We start from the raw sequence: 24596 nt of genomic DNA, 5'->3' as shown, positions 1-24596 counted from the left end.
GTCCCGTCCGGCGGTCGGGTGTCGTGCGGCAACTGCCAGCGCAGCTCCCGCGTCGCGGGGCCTGGCCCGGGGCCCATCCGCCGGCATCGGCTGACTGGACAGCCAATCCATCGGCTGACCGGACAGTCAGCCGATTGATTGATTGAACAGTTGATGACGGGGCACCGCGACTTGATCTCCGAGTGGTAGAAAGCAGGCGAGTGCCCACCTCTCAGGTGATCATCATGAACTTCCCAGATGATCATCAGGACCTCTCTGGAGATCGCCATGTCGCGTAATCCCGTTTCCCGTCGATCGCTGCTCGCCACCGGTGGTGCCGCCGCCCTCGCCCTCGGCACGCTGGCGGCTGCCCGTCCCGCCCTGGCCGACACCACCGAGCCGCCCGCCGTCACCCCGACAGAGGCGTTGCGTCGGCTGCGCAACGGCAACCACCGTCTCGTCACCGGAAACAGCCGTCACCCCCACCAGAGCCTGGCGGTCCTGCACCGGCTGGCCGCCGGCCAGCACCCGTTCGCCATCATCGTGGGCTGCGCCGACTCCCGGGTGGCCCCGGAGGTGCTGTTCGACCAGGGTCTGGGCGACCTGTTCGACAACCGGGTCGCTGGCAACATCGTCGACGACCTGCTGCTGGGCAGCGTCGAGTTCGCCGTGGAGGAGTTCCACAGCCCGCTGATCGTCGTGCTCGGGCACGAGCGGTGCGGGGCGGTCAGCGCCACGATCAACGCCATCCGGAGCGGCGGTACCGCTCCCGGCCACATCGGCACGATCGTGGAGAGCCTCCGCCCGGTGGTGGAGCCGCTGCTCGACCAGCCGGGCGACGTGGTGGAGAACGGCGTCCAGGCCAACGTCCGGGCCCAGGTCGCGGGGCTGGTGCAGCGCAGCCACCTGATCGCCGAGCGGGTGGACGCCGGCACCCTCAAGGTGGTCGGGGCTCGGTACGACCTCGACACCGGCAAGGTCACGCTTCTCGACTGACGCCCGTCCGCTCGCCCGGTCACTCGCCCTGTGGAGCAGAAGGTCAGCGGTTCGAGTCCCTTCGGGCGTACAAGATCAAGAGGGGCCTGACTGCCCGGACCGGCAGTCAGGCCCCTCTGCCTTGCCGTCCCGTGTGGTCGGTCGGCACCGCGCCATCAGAACGGGGCGCTGCCGGCCACCCTGTGGAAGCGATTGCCGATAGTGTTCTCCACCACCCCGTCCGCGTGGCCTGAAGGGTTTTGCCATGAGCTTTGGTCGTCGGCGGCTGTCGCGAACTGTCGCTGCCGCGCTGCTCCTCCTCGCCGGGGTGGCTGTCCCCGCCGGTCCCGCCGAGGCGGCGAAGAGGGGCCCGGACCTCGCGGTCGACGCGTCCGGGACGAGGATCCCGCTGGGAGTGGAGAGGAAAGTCGTCTACCTGAAGATCAGCAACCTGGGGGACGAGACCCCGGGCGATGTCGTCGTCAGGGTCCGCCAGCCGCAGGAGGCCCCCGGCCCCCTGCCGGTCGCCCTGATCTGGCACTCAGGGGGTGGTGTGGGCGAGTGCGACGGTGATTTCGGCGGGTTCTACTGCCGACTGTTGCCGGAGCTGGTTCCGGGGCCGGGCGAGACCGTCGACGTTCCCATCGACGCGACCGTCTACGGGGCTGCGGGGCCCCACGAGGGCAGGTTCGAGGCTTCGGTCACCATCGGGCCGGACAAGGACGCGAATCCGGCCGACAACACCAGGTGGTTTCCGCTGGAGCTGGTCGACCAGCCCAGTGCCGACCTCTCGGTGGTCGCCCGGGACGTGAAGCAGTCGGTGCGGATCGGCGCCGACGGCACGCCCGAGCCCACCGGGACGCTGAAGCCGGGTGAGACGGGTGCGGTGTGGCACACCGTCGCCAACCAGGGCCGCAAGGCGGTCAGCGGAGTGCGGATCACGCTGCGCCTGCCCGCGGGTGTGACCTTCACCGGCCAGCCGGCCCAGTGTGTGCTCGCCGACGCCGGGCGCTCGGCCGTCTGCACCTACGACAGCCTCACACTCGTTCCGGCCGCCGAGGACACCGATCCGAACGACACGATCTACTCGGCGGTCGAGCTGTTCAACCTGGTGACGACTGCGGCATCCGCCACCGCGCCGGTGACGTTGCGGGGCGGAACCGTGCAGGTGGAGGGCCTCGCCGAGCGGCCGACGGACGACCGCTCCACGCCTGCGCGGACCAAGCTGCCCGCGAACGCTGTCGCCGTACGGGTGCCCGACGTGGACCACAGCGACAATCGGGACGGGTTCGCCGTGGTGCTGGCCGCGAAGCGCGGCGGCGACGATGGCGGCGTCGGCGGCGGTGACGGCGGGTTGCCGGTCACCGGACCGCAGGCCGGGCTGATCGGCGCGATCGGCGTCGCCGCGCTCGCGGCCGGAGGTGTGTTGTTCCTCGTCGCCCGGCGTCGCCGGATGATCCTGGTGATCCCCGGGGACGAGAGGCCAGCAGCCTGATCTGCCTCGTCGGCCGGTGCGGCTGGACCGGCCCCGCTCGGCACACGAGCGGGGCCGGTCGTCGATCGCTACCGCGTCACGCGGCGCGGCCGGGCCCGGTGGTGACGACCTCCCAGACCGGTCCGAGCGCGCCGGCCGCGATCGTCACGCAAGGGGCGTGAGGGTGAATCGCTGGTTGGTCTGCCCGTGGCAGTCGTAGAGCTGGATCTGCGCCCCGTTGGCCGTACTCCAGACGTCCAGGCAGCGACCGGACTGCACGCTGCTGATGGTGCCGTTGGAGTTGACGTTCCACTGCTGGTTGGTCTGGCTGTGGCAGCCGTAGATCTGGACCGCCGCGCCGTTGCCCGTGCCCGCCGCGTCGAGGCACATGTCGCCGTACACCCGTAGTTGCTTGGTCGAGGTGTACGTCCACGACTGGTTGGACTGCCGGTTGCAGTCGTAGAGCTGGACCCGGGTGCCGTTGGCGCGGGAGGCGTTGGGCACGTCGACGCACCGGCCCGACTGGGCGCCGACGATCTGGCTGGCGGCGCCGGGCGGGCTGGTGGGCGGAGGGGTGGTCGGGGTGGTGGTGGGGGTCGCCGTCGGGCTGGTCGGCGGGGTGGGCAGCAGCGGGCACGTGCTGCGGTAGGTGACCACGCCGCTGGTGTCCAGCAGCGGGCAGAGGAACTGGCTGTACCGGGCGTCGTTGTCGATGAAGATCTTGAGGAACGGCAGCATGGTCCGGATCAGCACCGGGTTCGACCGGCCGACCATGAACCCGTGGTCGGCGCCCGCGACCTCCAGGTAGGCGCTCTCCGTCGTGGTCGGGAGGCTGTTGTAGAGGCCGGTGGCGTAGGACGGGGTGACCACCGTGTCCGCCTGCCCGGAGAAGACCATCGTGGGCACCCGGTCGGTGGCCAGGTTCGACGACGGCGAGTACGGCGCGATGCCGACCGCCGCCTTCAGCGACGAGCGCCGCATGGCCGCGCTCAGCGCCCCACCGCCGCCCATGGAGTGCCCGGCGACGGCCAGCCGGCTGGCGTCGACCCGGTCGCGTACCGGGCTCTGCTGGGTCAGGTAGTCCAGCGCGGCGAGCAGCTGGGTGCCCCGGGCCGTGTCGAAGTCGTTGCGGCTGTTGGTCTCGATGCCGATCACGACGAAGCCGTGGGAGGCCAGCCACGGCCCCATCCAGGCCAGCTCGACGGAGAACAGCGCGGTGTAACCGGGCGAGATCGCGATGGCGCCGAAGGTGCCCTGGCTGGTGTCGGTCGGGTAGTAGATCCGGCCGCCGTTGAAGCCGTAGCCGGTCGGGACGGCGACCGACGTGTTGGCGAAGGGGCCGTTCTCGGACGCGACGCTGGCCCGGGTGGGGTCCGGGCCCCGCTGGTACGGGTTGTCGGCTGCCGACGCCGACCCGGTCGCCACCGCGATGGTGAACAGCCCGACGGCGGCTGCGATCCCGGCCGCGGCCAGCTTGGCCAGCCGTCCACCGAGGCCGGGGGACGGCCGGCCCGCGTTGGTGTTCCCCGGGGGCGGGGGGTGTGCGTGTCCTCGCACTGTCGGTACCTCCTGGTGGTGGGTGGGTGTGGTGGGTTCCGCCGGACCGGGCCTGCGTCAGGGTCCGCCCCGCAGGCGGGTCGGCCCGGGCCGCCTGGCCGCCGTCAGGGTCGGCAAGGCAGTGGTGACGTTCACACCGATCGATGGATCTCCAGGCTGACAGACAACCCCAGGCGTTTCAACCGGTACTTTCGAGCGTTCAACTCGAAAATTTCGAACGGCCGCCCGTCCTTGCGGTGCGGGAGACCGGCGAGTCAGGGTGCGGACCGTCCGGCGGGTCGGCGGGTCGGCCGACGGCTCGGGTTCGACGCACGGATCGCTCGCGTCGACGGTGAGAAGTTCCAGCGGAGCGCCGAGCGCCCGGCACGCGTCGGCGACCCGGGCGACGGTGTCGTACCGGGCCGGAGAGGCACCGGCGAGGGCCTGCCGCAGGACCCCGGCGCCGTCGGGTTGCCCGAACATCCGTACCGCCCGCGCGAGTTGCTCCTCGGGGCCGATCCGGGTGTCCGCCCGGCTGCGGGAGCGTGACCGGCTCTCGCTCGCTGCGCACCATGCTGATCCAACCGAAACTATCGCTTGATGAATCCGCAACTTTCTGAAAACATACGACCATCGATACGTGAGCGCTAACACACTTCCGGTACGCGGCACGGTCCGCGCCCCGAAACGGGGCGCCGGGCGTCACGGTCCGACGCCCCTCCGGCCGCACGGCCCTCCGGCCGGCGACACGACCCCACCACAGGACGACCGATGAAAGGAGCCAGGCAATGGTGAGGCAGTGGAAACACAGATACGTGCTCCCCTCCGTCGCAGCCGCAGCGGCGCTCGTCGTGGCCACCGCCGGCGGCGTGCTGACCGGCAGCCTCGGCCAGGCGGCGGAGGCCGCGACGAACGGCACGCTGGCGGCGACCGCCGGCTGCGGGAAGGCCCCCACGCTGACCAGCGGCACGCGCACAATCTCCAGCAGCGGGCAGAACCGCAGCTACATCCTGCGGATCCCCGACGGGTACGACAGGAACCGCCCCTACCGGCTGATCTTCGGCTTCCACTGGCTGAACGGCTCGGCCAACAACGTGGCCTCGGCCGGCTACTACGGGCTGCTGCCGCTGTCGAACAACAGCACGATCTTCGTCGCGCCGCAGGGCATCGACAACGGCTGGGCCAACACCAACGGCCGGGACCTGACCCTGTTCGACGACATCTCCCGCGTGGTCGAGAACGACCTCTGCGTCGACACGACGCAGCGGTTCGCGCTCGGCTGGAGCTACGGCGGGGCCATGAGCTACGCGGTGGCCTGCGCCCGGCCCACCGTCATCCGGGCGGTCGCCGTCCTGTCCGGGGCCAATCTCAGCGGCTGCAACCCGGGCACCCAACCGGTGCCGTACTTCGGCATCCACGGCATCTACGACAGCGTGCTGAACATCTCGATGGGCCGGTCGCTGCGCGACACGTTCGTCAGGAACAACGGCTGCACCGCGCAGAGCCCCCGCGAGCCGAGCCGGGGCAGCCTCACCCACATCACCACCGTCTACTCCGGCTGCCGCTCCGGCTACCCGGTGCAGTGGGCCGCCTTCGACGGTGACCACACCCCCAGCCCGGTGGACGGTTCCTCCAGCCCCAACGACTCCCGGACCTGGACCTCGGGCGAGATCTGGAGGTTCTTCAGCCAGTTCGCGTCGACCACGCCGCCGACCACCGCACCGCCGACGACCACGCCCCCGACCACCACGCCGCCGACCACCACGCCCCCGACCACGCCGCCGCCGACGACCCCGCCGCCGACCGGTGAGCCCGGCACCTGCACCGCCACGTACCGCGCGGTCAACAGCTGGCCCGGCGGTTTCCAGGGCGAGGTCACCGTGGCCAACAACACCACCGCCACGCTGAACGGCTGGACCGTACGCCTGACGCTGGGCAGCGGCCAGGCCATCAGCAGCGTCTGGAACGGCACCAACACGGGCACCACCGGCAACGTCACCGTCAAGAACGCCGCCTACAACGGCACGGTGGCCCCGAACGGCTCGACGACCTTCGGGTTCACCGCCACCGGCGACGGCCCCGCGCCCAGCAACGTCTCCTGCACCAGCCCCTGAGCACGGCACGATCAGGGCCCGGAGCCACCCGGCTCCGGGCCCGCCGGCTGTCAGCCCGCAGACTCGGGCCCGGACGGCACCGCCTCGTCCGGGCGCTGGGCGCCGCAGGGCTCGTAGTCGAACCAGTCGAAACGGACGCTGCCGGACCCGGCGTACATGCCGACGACCCGGCCGGTGAAGCCGCCGGCGACCTCGGTGGACAGGTAACGGCCGTCGAGCGTGCCCAGCACGTCGTACGTGCCGTCCGCCGCCTCGACGCCGAACCGGAGCACGTCGGGCTCCTTGGCCGGGTGCCAGTCGCCGGGCGACGGGGCGATCACGTCGACGCGCAGGCGCACCGGGCCGGCCTCGACGGGCCGGGTGGCCACCGTGGACAGCACCGATCCGATCCGTGCGAGCACCCGCACCTCGCCGTCGCCCGCCTCGATCTCGTAGTGGTGCCGCTCGTCGAGGCGTACGGCGAGCCCGCCGCGCCCACCGGTCGCGTCGACCAGCGTCCTCACCCGGCACGACAGGTGCTGCTGGCGGCGGCCGACGAACGTGACGTCGGGCTCGTCCAGCGACGCGCCGCGCGCCCGCAGCGTGAGCCAGCCCGGGCGCTCGGTCAGCGACCAGCTCCCCGCGGGCCGGGACCGCACCGACACCCAGCGCGGGTGCAGCCCGCCGGCGTCGAAGTCGTCCCGCACGGGCGACGCCGGCACCGGCCGCGCGGGCCACGGCGGCGCTTGCATGACCGGCTCGACGCCGCCCACCACCGGCCAGCCGTCGACCCAGGTCACCGGGGCCAGGAACGTCTCCCGCCCGAGCACGTGCCAGCCGGGGGTGCCGCCGCCGGGGCGTACGCCGAGCAGCACCATCCACCATGTCCCGTCGGCCGCCTGGACGAGGTCGGCGTGGCCGGTGTTCTGGATCGGCCGGTTGGTGCCCCGGTGGGTGAGGACGGGGTTGGCCGGGCAGGGCTCGTAGGGCCCGTCGGGCGCGAAGGCGCGGGCGATCGAGACGGCGTGCCCGCGTTCGGTGCCGCCCTCGGCGATCAGGAGATACCAGTAGCCGCCAATCCGGTACAGGTGCGGGGCCTCCGGCGCCTGCGCCCCGGGCGGGCCGGACCACAGGCGGCGGGGCGGGCCGAGCGTCCGCCCGGTGTGCGGGTCGATGCGCACCTGCTCGATGCCGGCGTAGGTGCACCAGCAGTTGCCGTCGTCGTCCCAGGCGAGGTCCGGGTCGATGCCGGCGACACCGGGCAGCCGGACGGGATCCGACCATGCGCCGGCGGGGTCGGTGGCGGTGCAGATCAGGTTGCCACCGCCGTCGGCGCAGTTGGTGACGATCAGCCAGAACCGCCCGTCGTGGTGGCGCAGCGTCGGCGCGTAGACGCCCGCGGACGACGGCATCGTCGCGGGCAGGACCAGTTGGCCCGGCCGGTCCAGCACGTTGCCGATCTGTTCCCAGTGCACGAGGTCGCGGCTGTGGAAGATGGGCACCCCGGGGAAGTATTCGAAGCTGGAGCAGGCCAGGTAGTAGTCGTCGCCGACCCGGCAGACGCTCGGGTCCGGGTGCAGGCCGGCGAGCACCGGGTTGGTGAACGTGCCGTCGCTCCAGCCGGCGGTGCCGGGAATCGTGTGGGCCTGGGTCGGAGTCATCTGCTGCCTCCCGGGGTCGAGGTGGCCCGCGCGGTGCGGGTCGTCCCGCAGTCTCCCCGGTGCCCGGATGCCGGGTCAGCCCCTCTCGCGCCGTCCCACGGCCGCACCTGAACGCCACGGAGAATGCGGCAACACATCGACACGGCTCATTCTGATTTCCATTGGCCGAGCGATTGCGAGCGGCTACCGCCGCCATTCCACGCGCCTTTCGACGAGGAGGCGTGTTAGCGCAAACATGCCTGTCCGCAATCCGGCACCTGAAGGGAAACGCCCCATAGGTCGCGCTCAGGCGCTTCGCCTGGGTACGGGGGTCTTGCACCTGATCGTAACGCGCCTGATCTGCCGCTACGGGAGCGCTTCCACGCCGCATCCCGACTGTTTCACGAAGATTTCCGGCAAGTCTCGGGAACGTCTTGACAGCGCATGTGAGCGATAACACTATGAACTTCCCGTTACGTTGGCGGCAGGAGTTCGCATGAAAGTAACCGTGGGTCGTGGTGCCTCCGGAGGGCTACGACGGGTCTCGCTGGCGGCCGTGGGGGCGCTCCTCCTGTGCGTCGGCGTCGTGACCACCGGCACGGCGGCGCAGGCGGCCGACCAGTGGTCCCCGGAGTCGTCGCACACGTCGACCGACCGGGGCGACGGCACGTACACCGTGCCGCTGCTGCGCTCCGACGTGCCGGACATCAGCGTCGAGCGGGTGCCGGCCGCCGAGAACGACGAGGGCCGCGACATCTACTACATGATCAGCACGACGATGCACCTGAGCCCGGGCGCGCCGATCATGAAGTCGTACGACCTCGTCAACTGGGAGACGGTCAACTACGTCTTCGACCGGGCGAGCATCGGCGACTCGTTCTCCCTGCGCAACGGCCAGAACTCGTACGGGCAGGGGCAGTGGGCGTCGTCGCTGCGCTACCACGACGGCATGTTCTACGTCGCGTTCAACACCAACAACCTCAACGGCGCGTACATCTACCGCACCGACGACATCGAGAACGGCGCGTGGCAGCGCACCGCCCTCGGCCGTGGCCTGCACGACCCGTCGCTCTTCTTCGACGTCGACGGCACGCCGTACATCTTCTACGGCTCCGGCGGCACCAGCGCCGTACGCCTCAACGCCGGCCTGACCGCGATCGAGCAGGACTACCCCAACATCTTCACCGCCGGCGACTACGCCGGCCAGCCGTTCATCGGCGGCCTCTTCGAGGGCGCGCAGTTCTACCACATCGACGGCTGGTACTACGCCGTCATCATCACCTGGCCCTCCGGCCAGGGGCGTCAGGTCGTCATGTTCCGCTCGAAGAACCTGCTCGGGCGGTACACCTCGGCCGGCGGCGGCAACACCTACGAGGCGCGCGGCGTGCTCAACTCCAACGGCTTCGCCCAGGGCAGCCTCGTGCCGGTCTCGCGCGCCGACGGCGGGACCGACTGGCACGGGATGTTCTTCCGCGACACGTTCCCAATCGGCCGCATCCCCGCCCTCATCCCCGCCACCTGGTCCGACGGGTGGCCGACGTTCGGCAACAACGGGGTCGTGCCGGTCGACGGCGCGTTCGCCAAGCCGATCCGGCTCAGCCCGGCCGAGGAGGCCCTCGAACGGCAGAAGAGCATCGTCGCCTCGGACGACTTCGCCAACGACGCGCCGCACAAGGCGTACCAGGACGAGGAGTGGACGATCCCGACGCCGCCCAACCTCGACGGGTCGCTCCTCGGCGTCGAGCTGCTCGGCAACGCCGGCTTCGAGTCCGGCAGCGTGTCGCCGTGGGCCGCGCAGTTCGGCGCCACGCTCGCCCTGGAGCCGGCCGACGCCGCCTCGGGCTCGGCGGCGCTGCGGGTCGGCAACCGCACGCTCAACGGCTCCAGCCCCCAGCAGTACCTCGCCGGCAAGCTCCAGCACGGCGTGACCTACACCGTGTCGGCGAAAATCAAGTACACCTCGGGCCCGGCCAGCGTCCGGTTCAACCTCGCCGCCGACTGGGGCTCCGGCGTCCAGGTGATGGCGTTCGGCACCGTGCCGGCCGGGCAGTGGACGACGGTCACCGGCCGCTACACGTTCCCGGCGACGGCGAACCTCGCCAACGTCAAGTTCGCGGTGGAGACGCCGTGGGGCAACCCGCAGCCGGCGTCGTCCAGCGTGGAATACCTGATCGACGACGTCTCGGTCGTCGGCCAGCCGGTGACCACCGAATACCCGACCGAGGCGGAGATCGCCCCGAACGGCTCCCAGCTGGACCTGGCCTGGGAGTGGAACCACGCCCCCGACAACCGGTACTGGTCGCTCACCGACCGGGCGGGCTGGCTGCGGCTGACCACCGGCAAGGTGGTCACCGGCCAGTACGTCTACACGAAGCTGTCGAACCGGGCGGAACTGGCCTGGTTCGAGGAGGCGCGCAACACCCTGTCGCAGCGCACCTTCGGCCCGCGCCAGTCGGCCGAGACCCGGATGGACATCTCCGGCATGCGCAACGGCGACGTCGCCGGCCTGGCCGCCTACAACCGGGGCTTCTCGTACGTGGCGGTCAAGCGCGTCGACGGCCAGAACACGCTGGGCGTGGTCAACCGGGGGCAGCCGTTCGCGGTCGACCTGGACCAGGCCGCGCTGGAGAGCTTCCTGCCGGGTACGACGGTGCCGCTGGGCGACGCGACCGTGGTGCACGTGAAGGCCGATCTCGACTTCGCCTCGCCGGTCGGGCAGCTCTGGACCACCTTCTACTACAGCCTCGACGGGCTCACCTGGACGCAGCTCGGCAACCGGGTCGGCCCGCAGACGCTCGACGGCAGCCTCGCGCACTTCATGGGCCACCGGATCGGCCTGTTCAACTACGCCACGCAGACGACGGGCGGGCGGGTCGACTTCGACCACTACCTGCTCAGCGACACGCTGACCGCGCAGGGCCGGCCGCTGGACACCGGCGCGCTCGACGCGGCCATCGCGCACGCCGAGACGCTCGACAGCCGCCACTACCCGGCGGACGCCTGGGCGGCCATGCGGGCCGCGCTCGCCACCGCCAAGGCGGCCCGGGCCGGCCGGTTCGGCACCCAGAACCAGATCGACGCGCCGCAGCGGTCGCTCAGCTTCCAGTTGGCGCGGCTCGGCGTGCTCCGGGCCGAGCCCAGCCTGCCGGTGACGGCGAGCGCGCAGGCGCGGTGCGTCGGCGGCCGGGCCTACGTCGCCGTGCAGGCCACCAACAACCACACCGCACCCGTCGACATCACCCTGGAAACGGCGTACGGCACCCGCACCGTCACCGGCGTCGCACCCGACGCCAACGCCTACCAGTCCTTCACCACCCGCGCCACCTCCGTGGCCGCCGGCACCGCCACCATCCGCGCCACCGGCACCGTCGACGGCACCACCGTCACCACCGTCGTCACCGCCACCCACCCAGCCCTCAGCTGCGGCGCATAGCCGACCGGCCCGAGACGGGGCCGGTGCACCACCACCAAGTGCACGTCCGAACGAAGGAGCACACCGAGTGAGACAACGCTTGCGAGGGGCCGCCCGGCGACGGGTGACCGCGATCGCGGCGGTCGGCGTCATGCTGGCCGCGGGGCTGGTCGCCGCGTCGACGCCGGCCCAGGCCGCCGAGGAGAACCTGATCGTCAACGGCGGGTTCGAGGCCGGCGTCGCCAACTGGTTCGTCAACAACGGGAACTCGACCGACGGCGCGACGCTGTCGTCGACGTCGGACGCCTACGCCGGGTCGGGCGCGGCGCTCGTCACCGGCCGGGCGACGACCGGCTCCGGGCCGATGCAGGATCTCAGCGGCAAGGTGCAGGCGGGGCAGACGTACGCCCTGACGGCCCGGATCAAGTACGAGAACGCCGCCGGGCCGGCGACGAAGCAGTTCTTCGCCACCATGCACTACGGCGGGTCCACCTACACCAACCTGGTGAGCGTGGTCGCGACGAAGGGGCAGTGGGCGCAGTTCAACGGGACGTTCACCATCCCGGCGACGCAGAACGTGTCGACGGCCCGGATCTTCTTCGAGACGCCGTGGACGAGCACCCCGTCCAGCGACCCGAACCTGCACCTCATGGACTTCAAGCTCGACGACGTGTCGGTGATCGGCGCGCCGCCGCCCCCGCCGCCGTCGAAGACCATCGAGGTCGTCGGCAAGCTGCCCGGCGAGCACAACCCGTTGATCGGGCACAAGTTCGGCGCCGACGGCTTCGGCTTCGTGCACAACGGCCGGGTCTACCTGTACATGACCAACGACACCCAGGGCTACGCGCCCGACCCGGTCACGGGCATCTCGCCGAGCATCAACTACGGCAACATCAACCAGATCACGCTGATCTCCTCCGAGGACCTCGTGAACTGGACGGACCACGGCGAGATCCAGGTCGCGGGCCCGAACGGCGTCGCGCCGTTCACCGGCAACTCGTGGGCGCCCGGCATGGCCAAGAAGACGGTGAACGGCAAGGAGAAGTTCTTCCTCTACTACGCCAACGGCGGCGGCTCCAGCAACGTGATCACGGGTGAGTCGCCGCTCGGCCCGTGGACCAGCGAGCGGACGAGCACGCTGATCAACGGCAGCACGCCCGGCGCCGAGGACGTCGCGTGGAAGTTCGACCCGGCCCCGCTGGTGGACGACGACGGCCAGGCCTACCTCTACTTCGGTGGCGGCCCCGCGTCGACGAGCATGCCGGCCGCCGAGCGCTTCAACAACCCGAAGAACATCCGGGCGATCAGGCTCGGCGACGACATGGTCTCGACCCAGGGGACGTCCGCGGTGGTCGACGCGCCGGTGGCCTTCGAGGCGGCCCAGGTCTTCAAGCGCCAGGGCAAGTACTACCTGTCGTACTCGTCGCACTTCGGCGGGGCGGACTTCGGCGGCAACCAGACCCCGCTGCCCGGCTACCCCGGCGGCGGCCAGATCGGCTACCTGATCTCGGACAACCCGATGTCCTGGCCGAAGGAGACCTACGCGGGCGTGCTGTTCCCGAACCAGTCGCAGTTCTTCGGCGCCGGCACGGGCGGCAACAACCACCAGTCGGTGTTCGAGTTCGGGGGCAAGTACTACTTCACCTACCACGCCCCGACGCTCAACAAGCGCATCAACGGCAACACCACGCAGGGCTACCGCAGCCCGCACATCCAGGAGCTGACGTTCAACCCGGACGGCACGATCAAGCAGGTCGTGGGCACCTACGCGGGCGTGGACCAGGTCCGGGACTTCAACCCGTACCGGCTGTTCGAGGCGGAGACCTTCGGCTGGAGCAAGGGCATCGCGACCGCGAAGGTCGACGGCGGCTCCGCCCAGTTCGGCACCTCCGCGCCGAACCTGGTGGTGCGTGACATCGACAACGGCGACTGGACGGCGCTGTCGTCCGTCGACTTCGGCACGGCCGGCGCGGCGAGCGTGACGGCGAAGGTGCGGGCGCTGGCCGCCGGCGGCCGGATCCAGGTGCGCCTGGACGACGTCGCGGGCCCCGTGGTCGGCACGGTCGAGGTCGGCACGCCCGTCGGCGAGTGGGCCGAGGTGACCGCCGCGCTCCAGGGCGTCAGCGGCGTGCACGACGTCTACTTCACCTACTCCGGCCCCGCCGGGGCGGACCTCTTCGAGCTCGACTCCTGGAAGTTCGCAGCCGCCACCGGTCAGCCCGAGCTGTCGGTGACGGCGAGCGCGCAGGCGCGGTGCGTCGGCGGCCGGGCCTACGTCGCCGTGCAGGCCACCAACAACCACACCGCACCCGTCGACATCACCCTCGAAACCGCCTACGGCACCCGCACCGTCACCGGCGTCGCACCCGACGCCAACGCCTACCAGTCCTTCACCACCCGCGCCACCTCCGTGGCCGCCGGCACCGCCACCATCCGCGCCACCGGCACCGTCGACGGCACCACCGTCACCACCGTCGTCACCGCCACCCACCCCGCCCTCAGCTGCGGCGGATGATCACCAAACCCACCAACCACGGACGTCAACGGAGATCGCATGAACACATGGAAGCGTAAGCGGCTGTACGCGGCGGGCGCCGCGGCCGCCATCCTGGCCGGAACGGCGGCGCTGCCGGCACCGGCGCTGGCCGAGGACGGCGCCGACGTCCGGGTGACGGTCGACATCGAGGAGATCCGCGAGCCGGGCGTGCTCGCCCTGTCGGTCGCGGGCGACTCGGTGGCGCTGTCCGAGGACGGCTCGACCCTGCTGGTGCGCCAGTTCGTCGGCACCCTGCCGACGGTGACGGTCACCGACACCCGCACCGCCGACGAGGTGCCGGCCGGCGCGGCCTGGGCCGTGGTCGGCAGCGCGAGCGACTTCGTCGGCAGCTCCGGGCAGGCCCCGATCAGCGCCGGTCACCTCGGCTGGAAGCCGCGGCTGATCGACGGCGGCGCCACCGGCTCGGTCACCGAGGGCGAGGAGGTCGTGACCGTCCTGGACGAGCCGACCCAGCCCGGCAACAATGTCGGCCTGGCCGACCAGGAGCTGCTGATGTCGACGTACGACTCGGGGGCGGTCGCCGGTGACTCGTACTCGGTCAACGCCGACCTGTACCTGCGCACCCCGGCGGACGTCGCCGCGGGCGCGTACACCTCGACGTTGACCCTGTCCCTGTTCGAATGATCACGCGCGGGGGTGGGGCCGGCAGCGGCCCCACCCCCGCACCCCGCCGGAGGACGCCCGATGAACCGTTCCGTGCCGCAGGCGCTGCCGAGGCTGCTCGCCGTGCTGGCGGCGGTGCTCGTCGCCGTGCCGGTCGCGCCCGCCGGCGCCGGCGCGGAACCCGCCGCGCCGAAGCTGACCTGGGCGGTGCAGCCGGCCGACCGGGACGGCCCGGACGGCCGGCGGTGGATCGAGCGCACCCTCGACCCCGGTCAGGTGGTGACGGAGCACCTGGCGGTGCGCAACTTCAGCGCCGCCGCCGCGGTCTTCCGCCTCCAGGCCGCCGACGGCTACCTCACCGACAAGGGCCGCTTCAACATGCTGCCCTCGACCGAGACGTCGAAGGACGGCGGCACCTGGATCTCGGTGCGCGACACGGTCACCGTCGGGGCGAATGAGACGAAGGTGGTGCCCTTCACGATCACCGTGCCCGCCGACGCCACGCCGGGCGACCACCCGGCGGGCATCGCGGCGTCGGTCACCAGCACCGGCGGCACGGTCGCCGTCGAGAGCCGGGTCGGCTTCCGGGTCATGCTGCGCGCCAGCGGCACGGCCACGGCGGCCCTGGGGGTCGATGACCTGACCGCGACGTACGCCCGGTCCTGGAACCCGTTCGCGCCGGGCACGCTCCGCCTGCGGTACGCGGTGACCAACGGCGGCAACGTCTGGGCCTCCGGCAGGGGCCGGGTGAGCGTCTCGGAGGCGTTCGGCCTCGCCGGGCGGGACACCACGGTCGAGGTGGAGGAGCTGCTGCCCGGCGGCAGCCGCGTGGCCGAGGCCAGCGTCGGCGGCGTCTGGGGGCTGGGCCCGTTGCGGACGACCGTGGCGGTGACCCCGGCGGCGCTCGGCGACGGGGCCGTCGCCGACGTCCGGCAGGCCACGGCCACCGTGACGGTCTGGGCGGTGCCGTGGCCGCAGCTCGGCCTGCTGGCCGTCCTCGCGGCGGTCGCCCTGGCGCTGCGGGTCGTCCGTCGGCGGCGGCAGCGGCGGCTCGCCCTGCTGCTCGACCGGGCCCGGCAGGAGGGCCGGGCGTCCGCGACCACGGCGGGGGCCTCGACGGACTGAGCGCCGCGACGCCCGGCGCGCGTGACCGGGCGGAGCGGCTGGCCGGCCCGCCACCTGTGGTATACATAGACATCGATTGATGTCCGCCCGGTGCCGCGCCCCGGCCCGCGCCCGCCACCGAGGAGGTCGGGATGACTCCGCGCCGCTCTCGCCCGCGCGCCTGGATCGCCGCGTTCCTCGCGCTGGTCGCCCTGCCGGCCACCCTGCTCGTGCCACCCGCGCCGGCATCGGCCGCGAACACGCTCACCATGCTGGGCGCGGACGTCTCCAGCGTGCAGCGCAGCCTGGACCTCGGCGCGCGATACTACGACGCCGCCGGCACGGCGCGGGACCCGCTCGACATCCTCAAGGGCCTCGGCGTCAACTACGTCCGGCTCCGGGTCTGGAACAACCCCGCCAGCGGCTGGAACAACAAGGCGCGGGTGCTGGCGTACGCGCGGACGGTCAAGGCCAAGGGCCTCAAGCTGATGATCGACTTCCACTACTCGGACACCTGGGCCGACCCGGGCAAGCAGTACAAGCCCGCCGCCTGGGCCAGCCACGGCATCGGCCAGTTGCAGACCGACGTCTACAACTACACCTACGACGTCTGCGCCAGCCTGAAGGCGCAGGGCACCACGCCGGACAGCGTGCAGATCGGCAACGAGATCAACGTCGGCATGCTGTGGAACGACGGCAAGGTCGTCAACAACGACTTCACCAACCTCAGCCTGCTGCTCAAGGCCGGCTACCAGGCGACGAAGCAGTGCAACGGCGGCACGCAGGTGATCATCCATACCGCCAACGCGGACAGCATGGCCAACGCGCGCTGGTTCTACGACGGCATCCGGGCCAAGGGCGTGCAGTGGGACCTGACCGCCCTGTCCTACTACTGCATGTGGCACGGCAGCCTGGCCAACCTCTACAACGTCATCACCGACGTGCGGTCCCGCTACGGCAGGCCCGTCGTGCTCACCGAGACGGCGTACCCGTTCACCGCCGCGAACGCCGACGGCGAGCCGAACTCGATCAACGGCGGCGAGCCCTGCGCCGGCCACCCCGCGAGTTGGAGCGGGCAGGCCACCGAGTTCGCCTGGGTGCAGAACACCGCCCGCGACGCCGGAGCCGTCGGCGTCTTCTACTGGGAGCCCACCTGGTACGCCGTCCCGGGCAACGGGTGGGACCCGGCGAACATCAACGGCACCGGCAACCAGTGGGACAACATGGCCATCTTCAACTGGACCGGCCAGGTGAACCCCAACATCCGCTGGACGCCGTAGCCGGTCCGGCCACCGCGCGGGCGGGGGCCGGGCCGGCTCAGGGCTCAGGGCTCAGGGCTCAGGCGAAGTCGAACACGAGCGGGAAGGCCAGGACGACGATCCAGGCCCAGCCGGCGTACACGGCGAGGTAGCGGGTCTGCCAGCGCTCCAGGCGGGCGAAGGGGGCGCGGCCCCGGACGAAGCCGAGGAACAGCCACGCCGACCAGGCCAGGTTGGTCAGCAGGACGATGTTCTCCCCCAGCGCCGCGGTCTTGTTGGGGCTGAAGCCCCACTCGCCGATCCGGCCGGTGATCGCCACCAGCACCAGGACGTCGATGACCAGGGCGCTGACGACGAGCGCCAGTTGGAGACGGTCGAACAGCCCGGGCCGGGCCGCCGGCTCGCGGGCGGAGATGGCGTACAGCAGCAGGCCCAGCACCACGACGAGCAGCAGGTCGAACAGGATGAGCACGTCCCGCTCGACGTCGATGCCGTGGGTGGTCCAGACGACGGCGACCAGGAACGCCAGCAGGGTCGCCGCGAACAGCGGCGTGAAGACCCGGGTCAGCACCGGGGCCATGTTCTCGATGACGCTCTGCTTCGCCTCGACCAGCCACGCCGACACGACGACCGCCGCCATCGCGCCGCACGGCAGCAGCCACGAGCTGATGAAGCCCTCGGCGTCGATGCCGATGGCCCGGAAGGTGCCGGCGGTGAAGGCCGTGAGCACGCCGCCGCCCAGGGCGAGGAGGCTGAAGTAGATCACCCACTCCCCGGTGAACCGGACGAAGTCCATCCGTCGCCGCTCCGAGCGCCAGTCGCCGCCCACGTAGGCGACGCCGACGACCAGCCACAGCGCGAGCGGCAAGTGGATCGCCGTGAGCCCGAATGACTGCGAGTCCCCGGCGAGCGGGTACCCGTTCGCGGCGACCGCGCCGAGGGCGAACAGCGCCACGAGCGCCCCGACGACGCGGACGCCGACCCGGCGCTGCCAGGCGAAGTACGCGGCCAGCGCCGGCAGCGCGAACAGGCTCAGGTTGCGCGCGTAGAAGGCGGCGTCGTCGTCGGCCAGGTCGAGCCCGAACCAGCTCGGCACCTTGATCGCGAGCGCCGCGAGGGCCGCGCAGAGCACCATGACGGGCAGTTCGCGCCGGGTGCGGGCGGCGGCGGGCGCGTCCGGCTCCCCGGGCAGCACCAGTTGCTTCCACAACCGCTCGGAGTGCTCGCGGGCGAACTCCCGCGACAGCTCGTCGAGGCTGCCCATGCGCTTGACGGCGATGAGGAACGCCTCGTCGCTGCGCAGGCCCGCCTCGGTCAGCTCGGTGATCCGGCTGCGCAGGTGGTCCTCCAGCTCCTCGGTGTCGGCGTGGTGCAGCTCCCGGCGGCGGCGCGTGTAGGACCGCCACTGCGCGATCTGGCCCTCCAGGTCGCTGTCGAGGGTCATCGTCCCGCCTCCCAGGCCGGCGCCGCGATCGGGTTGATGACCCGGGTCGTGTTCCAGACGCCGCGCAGGGCGTCGACGACCGCGGCCCACTGGCGGTGCTGCTCGACCAGCTCGGCCCGGCCCTGGTCGGTGATGCGGTAGTACTTGCGGCGGCGTCCCCCGGACGGGGTCTGCCAGTACGACTCGACGTGCCCGAGCCGCTCCAGGCGGTGCAGCAGCGGGTAGAGCAGACCCTCGGTCCACTCCAGCCGCCCGCCCGACAGCTCGTTGACCTGCTTGAGGATCGCGTAGCCGTAGCTCTCGCCCTCGGCGAGGATCCCCAGCACGAGCGGCGTCGCCGAGGCGGCGACGAGGTCCTTGGTGATGTGCATCCGACCCCTATCCCTAGAACTGCAATGCATAGTAGTTCTAGGTAAAGCGGCCCCGCAATCCCCCTCGACGGGGGCCACCCTGCCGGCCGACTTTGCCATTCCGGCAACTTCTCTTGTCGGATCGGCGGGCCGCGCGGCACGGTGGGCGCACGACGAGCGAAGGAGGCGCGCGGTGGACGAGGCGTACGACGTGGTGGTGGTCGGCGGGGGCGCCGCCGGGCTGAGCGGGGCCCTGGCCCTCGCCCGGGCGCGACGGTCGGTGCTGGTGGTGGACGCCGGGCAGCCGCGCAACGCCCCGGCCGGGCACGTGCACAACTACCTGGGCCGGGAGGGCACCCCGCCGGCCGAGCTGGTGGCGGCCGGGCGCGACGAGGTGGCCCGCTACGGCGGCGAGGTCGTCGCCGGCCGGGTCGAGGCGGCGGCCCGGGAGGGCACCGGCTTCGTGGTCACGCTGGACGGCGGACGGGAGGTGCGGGCGCGGCGGCTGCTGGTGGCGACCGGGCTCGTCGACGAGCTGCCCGACCTGCCGGGGCTGGCCGAGCGGTGGGGGCGCGACGTGCTGCACTGCCCGTACTGCCACGGCTGGGAGGTCCGGGACCGGCGCATCGGCATCCTGGCCACCGGGCCGACGGCCGTGCACCAGGCGGAGCTGTGGCGGCAGTGGAGCCCGCACGTGCTGCTCCTGCTGCACGACGCCACGCTCGCCGCCGAGGACGCCGAGCGGCTCGCCGCGCGGGAGATCACCGTCGTGGCGGGCCCGGTCGCGGCGGTGGAGGTCGCCGACGACGCCCTGACCGGCGTACGGCTGGCCTCCGGCGAGGTCGTCGCGCTCGACGCGGTGGTCGTCGCGCCCCGGTTCACCGCCCGCGCCGGGGTGCTGGAGTCGCTGGGGTGCAAGCCGGTCGACGTCGAGTTCGGCGGTCAGGTGATCGGCAGCCAGGTGCCCGCCGACCCGACCGGGGCCACCGCCGTACCCGGCGTGTGGGTCGCGGGCAACGTGGCCGACGTGCGCGCCCAGGTCGTCTCCTCCGCCGCGTCGGGCCTGGCCGCCGGCGCGGCGGTCAACGCCGACCTCGTCGCCCAGGAGGGCCGCGCCGCCGTCGACGCCTACCGGGAGCGGCTGCGGACGATGTTCGAGGAGGCCGCCTGGGAGGAGCGCTACCGCGCCCGGCCAACGGTCTGGAGCGGCCGGCCGAACCCCCAGCTCGTGGCGGAGGTGACCGGGCTGCCGGCGGGGCGGGCGCTCGACGTCGGCTGCGGCGAGGGCGCCGACGCCGGCTGGCTCGCCGGGCGGGGCTGGCGGGTCACGGCGGTCGACATCTCCGCCACCGCCCTGGAGCGGGCCGCCGCCCACGCCGCGGCGGCGGGTCCCGAGGTCGCCGACCGCATCGAGTGGCTGCACGCCGACCTGCGCGTCCGGCCGCCGGCCGAGGGCGCGTACGACCTGGTGTCGGCGCAGTTCATGCACCTGCCGGGCGCGGCGCGGCGGGACCTGTTCGCGCGGCTCGCCGCGGCGGTCGCGCCGGGCGGGACGCTGCTGATCGTCGGGCACCACCCGCGCGACCTGCGCACCACCGCCCACCGGATGCACTTCCCGGACGCGATGTACACCGCCGAGGAGGTCGCCTCCGCCCTCGACCCCGCCGCCTGGGAGGTGCTGACCGCCGAGACCCGGGCCCGGAGCACGGTCGACCCGGAGGGCTGCGAGGTCACCATCCACGACGCCGTGCTGGTCGCCCGCCGCCGGGCGTGACCGGCCCGGAAGCCGCCCGGCCCTGCCGGTCAGGACCGTTCGGGCCGGACCGGTGGAGCCGCGGCACGCGGATCATGTGACGTGGCTCACCGCGGTTGGGAAACCGGGGCGGGCCCGGGGATCGTCTTGCCTGTTGTGAGACAGAGCTTGGAGGCACTCGACGAGGGTGCGCTGCTGCGCCGCGTCGCCCGGGGCGACCGGCGGGCCTTCGACGAGCTGTACCGCCGCACGTCGCCCTGGTTGACCGCCCGGCTGCGGCGGCGCTGCGCCGACGACGACGTGGTCGCCGAGGTGCTCCAGGACACCTACCTGGCGGTGTGGCGGTCGGCCGGCAGCCAGGCCCGGCACTCGGGCAGCGGCAGCGCCGTCGGCTGGCTGTGGACGATCGCCGCCCACCGGCTGGTCGACGCGTTCCGCGCCCGCGCCCGCGCCGAGCGCGTCCCGGCGGTGCGCACCTTCGCCGCCGTCGCCCCCGCCGCCGAGGAGGAGGCGCTGGCCGGCGGGATGGACGCCGACCTGGAGCAGGCCCTGCTGGCGCTGCCGCCCAACCTGCGCCGGGTGCTGCGCGCGATGGTGCTCGACGGGCTGACCACGCGAGAGACCTCGGTGCTGCTCGGCCTGCCGGAGGGCACCGTGAAGACGTACGCGCGGCGGGCCCGCATCGCGCTACGGGAGGCGCTGTCATGACCGACCACCCCACCCCCGCCCTCATCTCCCGATACGCCACCGGCGACGACGGCGTCGACGACGTCACCGTCTGGGCCGTCGAGGCGCACCTGGAGTCCTGCGCCGGGTGCCGGGCGCTGCTGGCCGACGCGGTCGACCCGGCCGCCCGGCACCTGCTGGACCGGGTGGCCGTCGGGATCGCCGCCGGGGTCGCCGCCGGGCCCGCGCCGGTGCGTCGCCGCCGGCTGCGGCGCACCGGTGTCGCCGCGCGGCTCCTGCCCTGGCTGGCCACGGCCACCGCGCTGGTGGTCGTCGCGGTCCTGCTGGAGCTGGTGTCGGGCCGGATGCCGTCACCGGTGCTGCTGGTCGCGCCGTTGGCGCCGCTGCTGATGGTGGCCGCCGCGTGGAGCCGACGCACCGATCCGGCCTGGGAACTGATCGCCACCGTGCCCCGCGCCGGGCTGTCGCTGCTGCTGCGCCGGGCCCTGGCGATCCTGACGGCGGTCGTTCCGGTGCTGGCCGTGGCGGGCTGGTGGACCGGGCACTCGCCGGCGGTGTGGCTGCTGCCGTGCCTGGCCTTCACCGCCGGCGCCCTGGCGCTCGGCGGGCTGGTCGGGGTGGACCGGGCGGCGCTCGGGTTGGCGATCGCCTGGTCCGTCGGCGTGATCACCCCGAGCCTGGTCGGCCAGGAACTGCCGATCGTCCTGGAGACCCGTAGCTGGCCCGGCTGGGCGCTGGCCACCGTCGCGCTGAGCGCGGTGGTGCTCCTGCGGGCCACCGACCACAGCCGGCTGCGCGCCGACCGGAGCTGACCGGCCCGGGTGCCACCGGTCGCCCGGGCCGGCGCATCCCCTTCCCCGTCGGCGGGCGCCGCCGACGACACGACGAACGGAGTGATCATGATGCGTGCCGTCAGCGCGGCGGAGACCGCACCGACCACGTACGCGTGGACGGTGCACGCCGAGAACCTGGCTGTCCGCGCCGGCCGACGCCTCGCGGTCAACGGGCTCGACCTGGCGCTGGGCACCGGTGTGCACGGGCTGCTCGGCCCGAACGGCGCCGGCAAGACCACCCTGATGCGGGCGCTCGCCACCGTGGTGAAGCCCGCCGGCGGGCGGCTCGACCTGCTGGGCGAGGACGTCACCGGCCGCGCCGACCTGCGCCGGGTCCGCCGCAGGCTGGGCTACCTGCCGCAACACTTCGGCTTCTATCCGCGCTTCACCGTCCGCGAGTTCGTCGAGTACATGGCCTGGCTCAAGGAGATGCCGAAGGCCGACATCCCCGGCGCGGTCCAGCGGGCCGTCGACCGGGTGGGCCTGACCGACCGGGCCGACGCCCGGATGAAGACGCTCTCCGGCGGCATGGTGCGCCGCGCCGGGATCGCCCAGGCGATCGTCAACGACCCGGAGCTGCTGCTGCTCGACGAGCCGACCGTCGGCCTCGACCCCGAGCAGCGGCTCGACTTCCGCGAGCTGCTTCGCGACATCGGGTCGGACAGCTGCGTCCTGGTCTCCACCCACCTGGTCGAGGACGTCGCCGTGGCCTGCACCGACGTGGTGCTGGTGCACGAGGGCCGGCTGGTGTGGCAGGGCACCACGGCGCAGCTCGCCGCGCAGGGCGGCGCCGGAGACGCCGGGGACAGCGCCGCCGAGCGCGGCTACTCGGCGCTGCTGCGCTCCCACCGGGAGCGGGTGGCGGCATGACCGGGCGGATCATGCGGATCGAGGTACGCCGGTCGGCGGTCCCCGGCATCGCGCTGCTGCTGCTGATCGCCGGCGCCGCGCTCATGCTGACCATCACCGGGGGATACTCGGGGCGGTGGACGCAGTTGGCGGCGTACGCCCGGTCCACGCTGATGCTGCTGATGCCACTGGCGCTGGCGGGCGGCGCGTGGCTGGGGCGGCGCGACCGGCGGCACCGGGTCGACGAGCTGTTCGGCACCACCGTCCGGCCCCGGTGGCAGCGCAGCGTCCCGCTCGCCGCCGGGTACGCGGTCGTGCTGACCACCGTGTACCTGCTGACGTTCCTCCTCGGGGCCCCCTGGGTGGCGTCGACCGCCGGATACTTCCCCGCCTCGACGATCCCGATCACCGCGGTCGGCGCGCTGGCCCTGGTCGCCGCCGGCTGGCTGGGCATGGCCGCCGGCCGGGCCGTGCCCCGGGTGGGCACCGCCCCGGTCCTCGCGGTGGTCGCGTTCGCCGTGCTGACCTTCGTGCCCGACTACGTCTCGATGTCGGGCTACGACGAGAACTTCACGAAGGTCCGGCCCGACCCGGCGGCGCTGCTGCTGGCCCCCGCCGTCGACTCGTTGGACGACTTCCGGACCATTCCGTCGTCGGTCAGCCTGCTCCAGGCGCTGTGGCTGGCGGCCCTCGCCGCGACCGGGCTGCTGCTGCTCGGCGCGGTCGGCCGCCGCGCCGCCGCGCTGGCCGTGCTCCCGGCCGTGGTCGGCGCCGCCGTGACGGTGCCGTTGCTGCCCACCGGTGGATACTCCGGGTCGGCCGTGCTCGACCCGGCCGCCGTCGAGCTGGTCTGCGACGACGACGGCCCCCAGGTCTGTGTGACCCGGGCGCACGCCGCGCTGCTGCCCAAGGTCGTCGGCCCGGCCCGGGAGACGCTGGCCCTCATCGCCGCGAAGCTGCCCGACGCCGCGCCCACCCGCGTGGAGGAGAGCCGGCAGGTGGTCGCCGGCTCGACCGGGTCGGAACCGAACCAGGTCCGCGACGACGGGACCCTGGTCTTCGACGCCCTGTCGGTCGGCTGGACCGGCTTCGCCGACGTCTCGGCCGACGAGCTCACCTCGTCGCTGCTCGACGCCGCCTGGTCGCAGGAGTGCGGTGACCACTACGCGACCTTTCTGCCCCGGGCGGTGGTCATCGCCTGGCTCACCGACTCACCGCCGGACCTCGGGCGGGAGCCGACCCCCGAGGAGCGGCAGAAGGTGGACGCCGCCCTCCGGTCGCTGCGGAACCTGCCGGCCGGCGAGCAGCGGCAGCGGGTGGGTGCGGCCCGCGCCGCCGTGCTCGGCTGCGAGCTCGACCGGTTCAACTCGCTGCTGTTCCTGGTTCGCCCGTGAGGTGGCTCGGGTTGTACCTGCGCGCCCGCCGGGTTCCCCTGGCGCTGGTCGGCACGGTCTGCGCGACCGGGTCGCTCTGGGCGGGCTGGCCGCGCTTCTCGGACGGGCAGACCGTCAACGCCCGGGTGATCAGCGTCGCCGTGCTGATCGCGGCGGTCGCCGTCGGCACCACGCTCGGCGGCGCCGACGACGCCCTCGACCACACCGCGTCGGTCAACTGGCCCGCCCGCCGCGCCGGGCACGTGCTGCTGGCCGCCGCCGCGACCGTCGCGCTGCTGCTGGCCAGCACGCTCACCGACGTGCGGTTCGAGCCGCTTGGGGTGGTGGCGCGCAACACGGCCGGCCTGCTCGGGCTCACCGCGCTCGGCGCCGCGCTGCTGGGTGCCGCGCTGTCCTGGATCGCCCCGCTGACCTGGACCCTCGTCGCGCTGCTGCCGTGGCTGGGGCCGAGTGACCAACTGCGGATGCAGGTCGGCGCGTGGCTGGTCCAGCCGGCCGGCACCACCGCCGCGACGGTCTGCGCGACGTTCCTCGCGGTGGTGGGGCTCGTCGCGTACGCCCTGCGGGGCTGCCCCCGCCGCCCGGCCGCCGAGACGGCCCCCGACCGGTGACGTGGCCCGCACCGGGCCGCGCGGCCGGACACGGGCCGGGCCG

The 24596-nt window shown here is 72.8% G+C and carries 18 protein-coding genes; 14 read left to right on the top strand and 4 right to left on the bottom strand.

The window, feature by feature from the left end; all coding sequences use genetic code 11:
* Positions 1–237 precede the first annotated feature (237 nt).
* Both ACFYWL_RS12180 and ACFYWL_RS12175 read left to right on the top strand, forming a co-directional pair.
* Positions 238–975, top strand: coding sequence for a carbonic anhydrase (locus tag ACFYWL_RS12180; protein WP_386970985.1), 738 nt, complete (start codon positions 238–240; stop codon positions 973–975).
* Positions 976–1219: 244 nt separating this feature from the next.
* Entirely contained in the window at positions 1220–2449 is a 1230-nt protein-coding gene (locus ACFYWL_RS12175) for a hypothetical protein (RefSeq protein WP_386970983.1), read from the top strand.
* Positions 2450–2593: 144 nt separating this feature from the next.
* On the opposite strand, the gene ACFYWL_RS12170 is transcribed toward ACFYWL_RS12175, so the two are convergent.
* Positions 2594–3985: a ricin-type beta-trefoil lectin domain protein gene (locus ACFYWL_RS12170; protein ID WP_386970981.1), complete on the bottom strand. Its 1392-nt coding sequence runs from the start codon at positions 3983–3985 to the stop codon at positions 2594–2596.
* 767 nt (positions 3986–4752) lie between these two features.
* Here ACFYWL_RS12170 and ACFYWL_RS12165 point away from each other — a divergent pair.
* Positions 4753–6078: a cellulose binding domain-containing protein gene (locus ACFYWL_RS12165; protein ID WP_386970978.1), complete on the top strand. Its 1326-nt coding sequence runs from the start codon at positions 4753–4755 to the stop codon at positions 6076–6078.
* 50 nt (positions 6079–6128) lie between these two features.
* On the opposite strand, the gene ACFYWL_RS12160 is transcribed toward ACFYWL_RS12165, so the two are convergent.
* Positions 6129–7718, bottom strand: a complete 1590-nt coding sequence (locus tag ACFYWL_RS12160) for a glycoside hydrolase family 43 protein (RefSeq protein WP_386970975.1) — start codon at positions 7716–7718, stop codon at positions 6129–6131.
* Between the two features lie 535 nt (positions 7719–8253).
* On the opposite strand from ACFYWL_RS12160, the gene ACFYWL_RS12155 reads away from it, so the two are divergent.
* The 5 genes from ACFYWL_RS12155 (at position 8254) to ACFYWL_RS12135 (ending at position 16653) form a co-directional block, all read left to right on the top strand.
* A complete protein-coding gene (locus tag ACFYWL_RS12155; RefSeq protein ID WP_386970973.1) occupies positions 8254–11130 on the top strand; it encodes a family 43 glycosylhydrolase in 2877 nt (958 codons plus the stop codon).
* A gap of 67 nt (positions 11131–11197) precedes the next feature.
* A complete protein-coding gene (locus tag ACFYWL_RS12150) occupies positions 11198–13624 on the top strand; it encodes a family 43 glycosylhydrolase (RefSeq protein ID WP_386970970.1) in 2427 nt (808 codons plus the stop codon).
* Positions 13625–13663: 39 nt separating this feature from the next.
* Entirely contained in the window at positions 13664–14290 is a 627-nt protein-coding gene (locus ACFYWL_RS12145) for a hypothetical protein (RefSeq protein WP_386970968.1), read from the top strand.
* A 60-nt stretch (positions 14291–14350) separates the two neighbouring features.
* Positions 14351–15394: a hypothetical protein gene (locus ACFYWL_RS12140; RefSeq protein ID WP_386970965.1), complete on the top strand. Its 1044-nt coding sequence runs from the start codon at positions 14351–14353 to the stop codon at positions 15392–15394.
* 131 nt (positions 15395–15525) lie between these two features.
* Positions 15526–16653 (top strand): arabinogalactan endo-beta-1,4-galactanase, encoded by a 1128-nt coding sequence (locus ACFYWL_RS12135; RefSeq protein WP_386970962.1) that lies wholly within the window; start codon positions 15526–15528, stop codon positions 16651–16653.
* Between the two features lie 58 nt (positions 16654–16711).
* Here the strand turns inward: ACFYWL_RS12135 and ACFYWL_RS12130 are convergent, their stop codons facing one another.
* Both ACFYWL_RS12130 and ACFYWL_RS12125 read right to left on the bottom strand, forming a co-directional pair.
* Positions 16712–18076 (bottom strand): permease prefix domain 1-containing protein, encoded by a 1365-nt coding sequence (locus ACFYWL_RS12130; RefSeq protein WP_386970960.1) that lies wholly within the window; start codon positions 18074–18076, stop codon positions 16712–16714.
* A complete protein-coding gene (locus ACFYWL_RS12125) occupies positions 18073–18447 on the bottom strand; it encodes a PadR family transcriptional regulator (protein ID WP_386970958.1) in 375 nt (124 codons plus the stop codon). Before ACFYWL_RS12125 ends, ACFYWL_RS12130 begins: the two co-directional genes overlap by 4 nt.
* A gap of 172 nt (positions 18448–18619) precedes the next feature.
* Here ACFYWL_RS12125 and ACFYWL_RS12120 point away from each other — a divergent pair, with 172 nt between their 5' ends.
* From ACFYWL_RS12120 to ACFYWL_RS12095, 6 genes are all read left to right on the top strand, one after another.
* Positions 18620–20200: an FAD-dependent oxidoreductase gene (locus ACFYWL_RS12120; protein WP_386970955.1), complete on the top strand. Its 1581-nt coding sequence runs from the start codon at positions 18620–18622 to the stop codon at positions 20198–20200.
* A 135-nt stretch (positions 20201–20335) separates the two neighbouring features.
* On the top strand, positions 20336–20887 hold the full coding sequence (locus ACFYWL_RS12115) for an RNA polymerase sigma factor (RefSeq protein ID WP_386970952.1): 552 nt from the start codon (positions 20336–20338) through the stop codon (positions 20885–20887).
* A complete protein-coding gene (locus ACFYWL_RS12110) occupies positions 20884–21678 on the top strand; it encodes a zf-HC2 domain-containing protein (protein WP_386970949.1) in 795 nt (264 codons plus the stop codon). The genes ACFYWL_RS12115 and ACFYWL_RS12110 overlap by 4 nt, the downstream gene beginning before the upstream one ends.
* Before the next feature lie 87 nt (positions 21679–21765).
* Positions 21766–22569, top strand: a complete 804-nt coding sequence (locus ACFYWL_RS12105) for an ABC transporter ATP-binding protein (protein WP_386970947.1) — start codon at positions 21766–21768, stop codon at positions 22567–22569.
* A complete protein-coding gene (locus tag ACFYWL_RS12100) occupies positions 22566–23942 on the top strand; it encodes a hypothetical protein (protein WP_386970944.1) in 1377 nt (458 codons plus the stop codon). The genes ACFYWL_RS12105 and ACFYWL_RS12100 overlap by 4 nt, the downstream gene beginning before the upstream one ends.
* On the top strand, positions 23939–24553 hold the full coding sequence (locus ACFYWL_RS12095) for a hypothetical protein (protein WP_386970942.1): 615 nt from the start codon (positions 23939–23941) through the stop codon (positions 24551–24553). Before ACFYWL_RS12100 ends, ACFYWL_RS12095 begins: the two co-directional genes overlap by 4 nt.
* Positions 24554–24596: the final 43 nt, after the last annotated feature.

Origin of the sequence: Micromonospora sp. NPDC002575, from assembly GCF_042889525.1 — a bacterium.
Lineage (GTDB): Bacteria > Actinomycetota > Actinomycetes > Mycobacteriales > Micromonosporaceae > Micromonospora > Micromonospora carbonacea.
The sequence above is the reverse complement of the archived record's forward strand: the minus strand, read 5'-3'. Positions and strand labels throughout refer to the sequence as shown.

Excerpts from the sequence above, each read along its gene's own strand:
- ACFYWL_RS12180 (WP_386970985.1), top strand. The coding sequence starts at position 238 with ATGATCATCAGGACCTCTCTGGAGATCGCCATGTCGCGTAATCCCGTT.
- ACFYWL_RS12175 (WP_386970983.1), top strand. The coding sequence starts at position 1,220 with ATGAGCTTTGGTCGTCGGCGGCTGTCGCGAACTGTCGCTGCCGCGCTG.
- ACFYWL_RS12165 (WP_386970978.1), top strand. The coding sequence starts at position 4,753 with ATGGTGAGGCAGTGGAAACACAGATACGTGCTCCCCTCCGTCGCAGCC.
- ACFYWL_RS12160 (WP_386970975.1), bottom strand. The coding sequence starts at position 7,718 with ATGACTCCGACCCAGGCCCACACGATTCCCGGCACCGCCGGCTGGAGC.
- ACFYWL_RS12145 (WP_386970968.1), top strand. The coding sequence starts at position 13,664 with ATGAACACATGGAAGCGTAAGCGGCTGTACGCGGCGGGCGCCGCGGCC.
- ACFYWL_RS12140 (WP_386970965.1), top strand. The coding sequence starts at position 14,351 with ATGAACCGTTCCGTGCCGCAGGCGCTGCCGAGGCTGCTCGCCGTGCTG.
- ACFYWL_RS12135 (WP_386970962.1), top strand. The coding sequence starts at position 15,526 with ATGACTCCGCGCCGCTCTCGCCCGCGCGCCTGGATCGCCGCGTTCCTC.
- ACFYWL_RS12130 (WP_386970960.1), bottom strand. The coding sequence starts at position 18,076 with ATGACCCTCGACAGCGACCTGGAGGGCCAGATCGCGCAGTGGCGGTCC.
- ACFYWL_RS12125 (WP_386970958.1), bottom strand. The coding sequence starts at position 18,447 with ATGCACATCACCAAGGACCTCGTCGCCGCCTCGGCGACGCCGCTCGTG.
- ACFYWL_RS12110 (WP_386970949.1), top strand. The coding sequence starts at position 20,884 with ATGACCGACCACCCCACCCCCGCCCTCATCTCCCGATACGCCACCGGC.
- ACFYWL_RS12105 (WP_386970947.1), top strand. The coding sequence starts at position 21,766 with ATGATGCGTGCCGTCAGCGCGGCGGAGACCGCACCGACCACGTACGCG.
- ACFYWL_RS12100 (WP_386970944.1), top strand. The coding sequence starts at position 22,566 with ATGACCGGGCGGATCATGCGGATCGAGGTACGCCGGTCGGCGGTCCCC.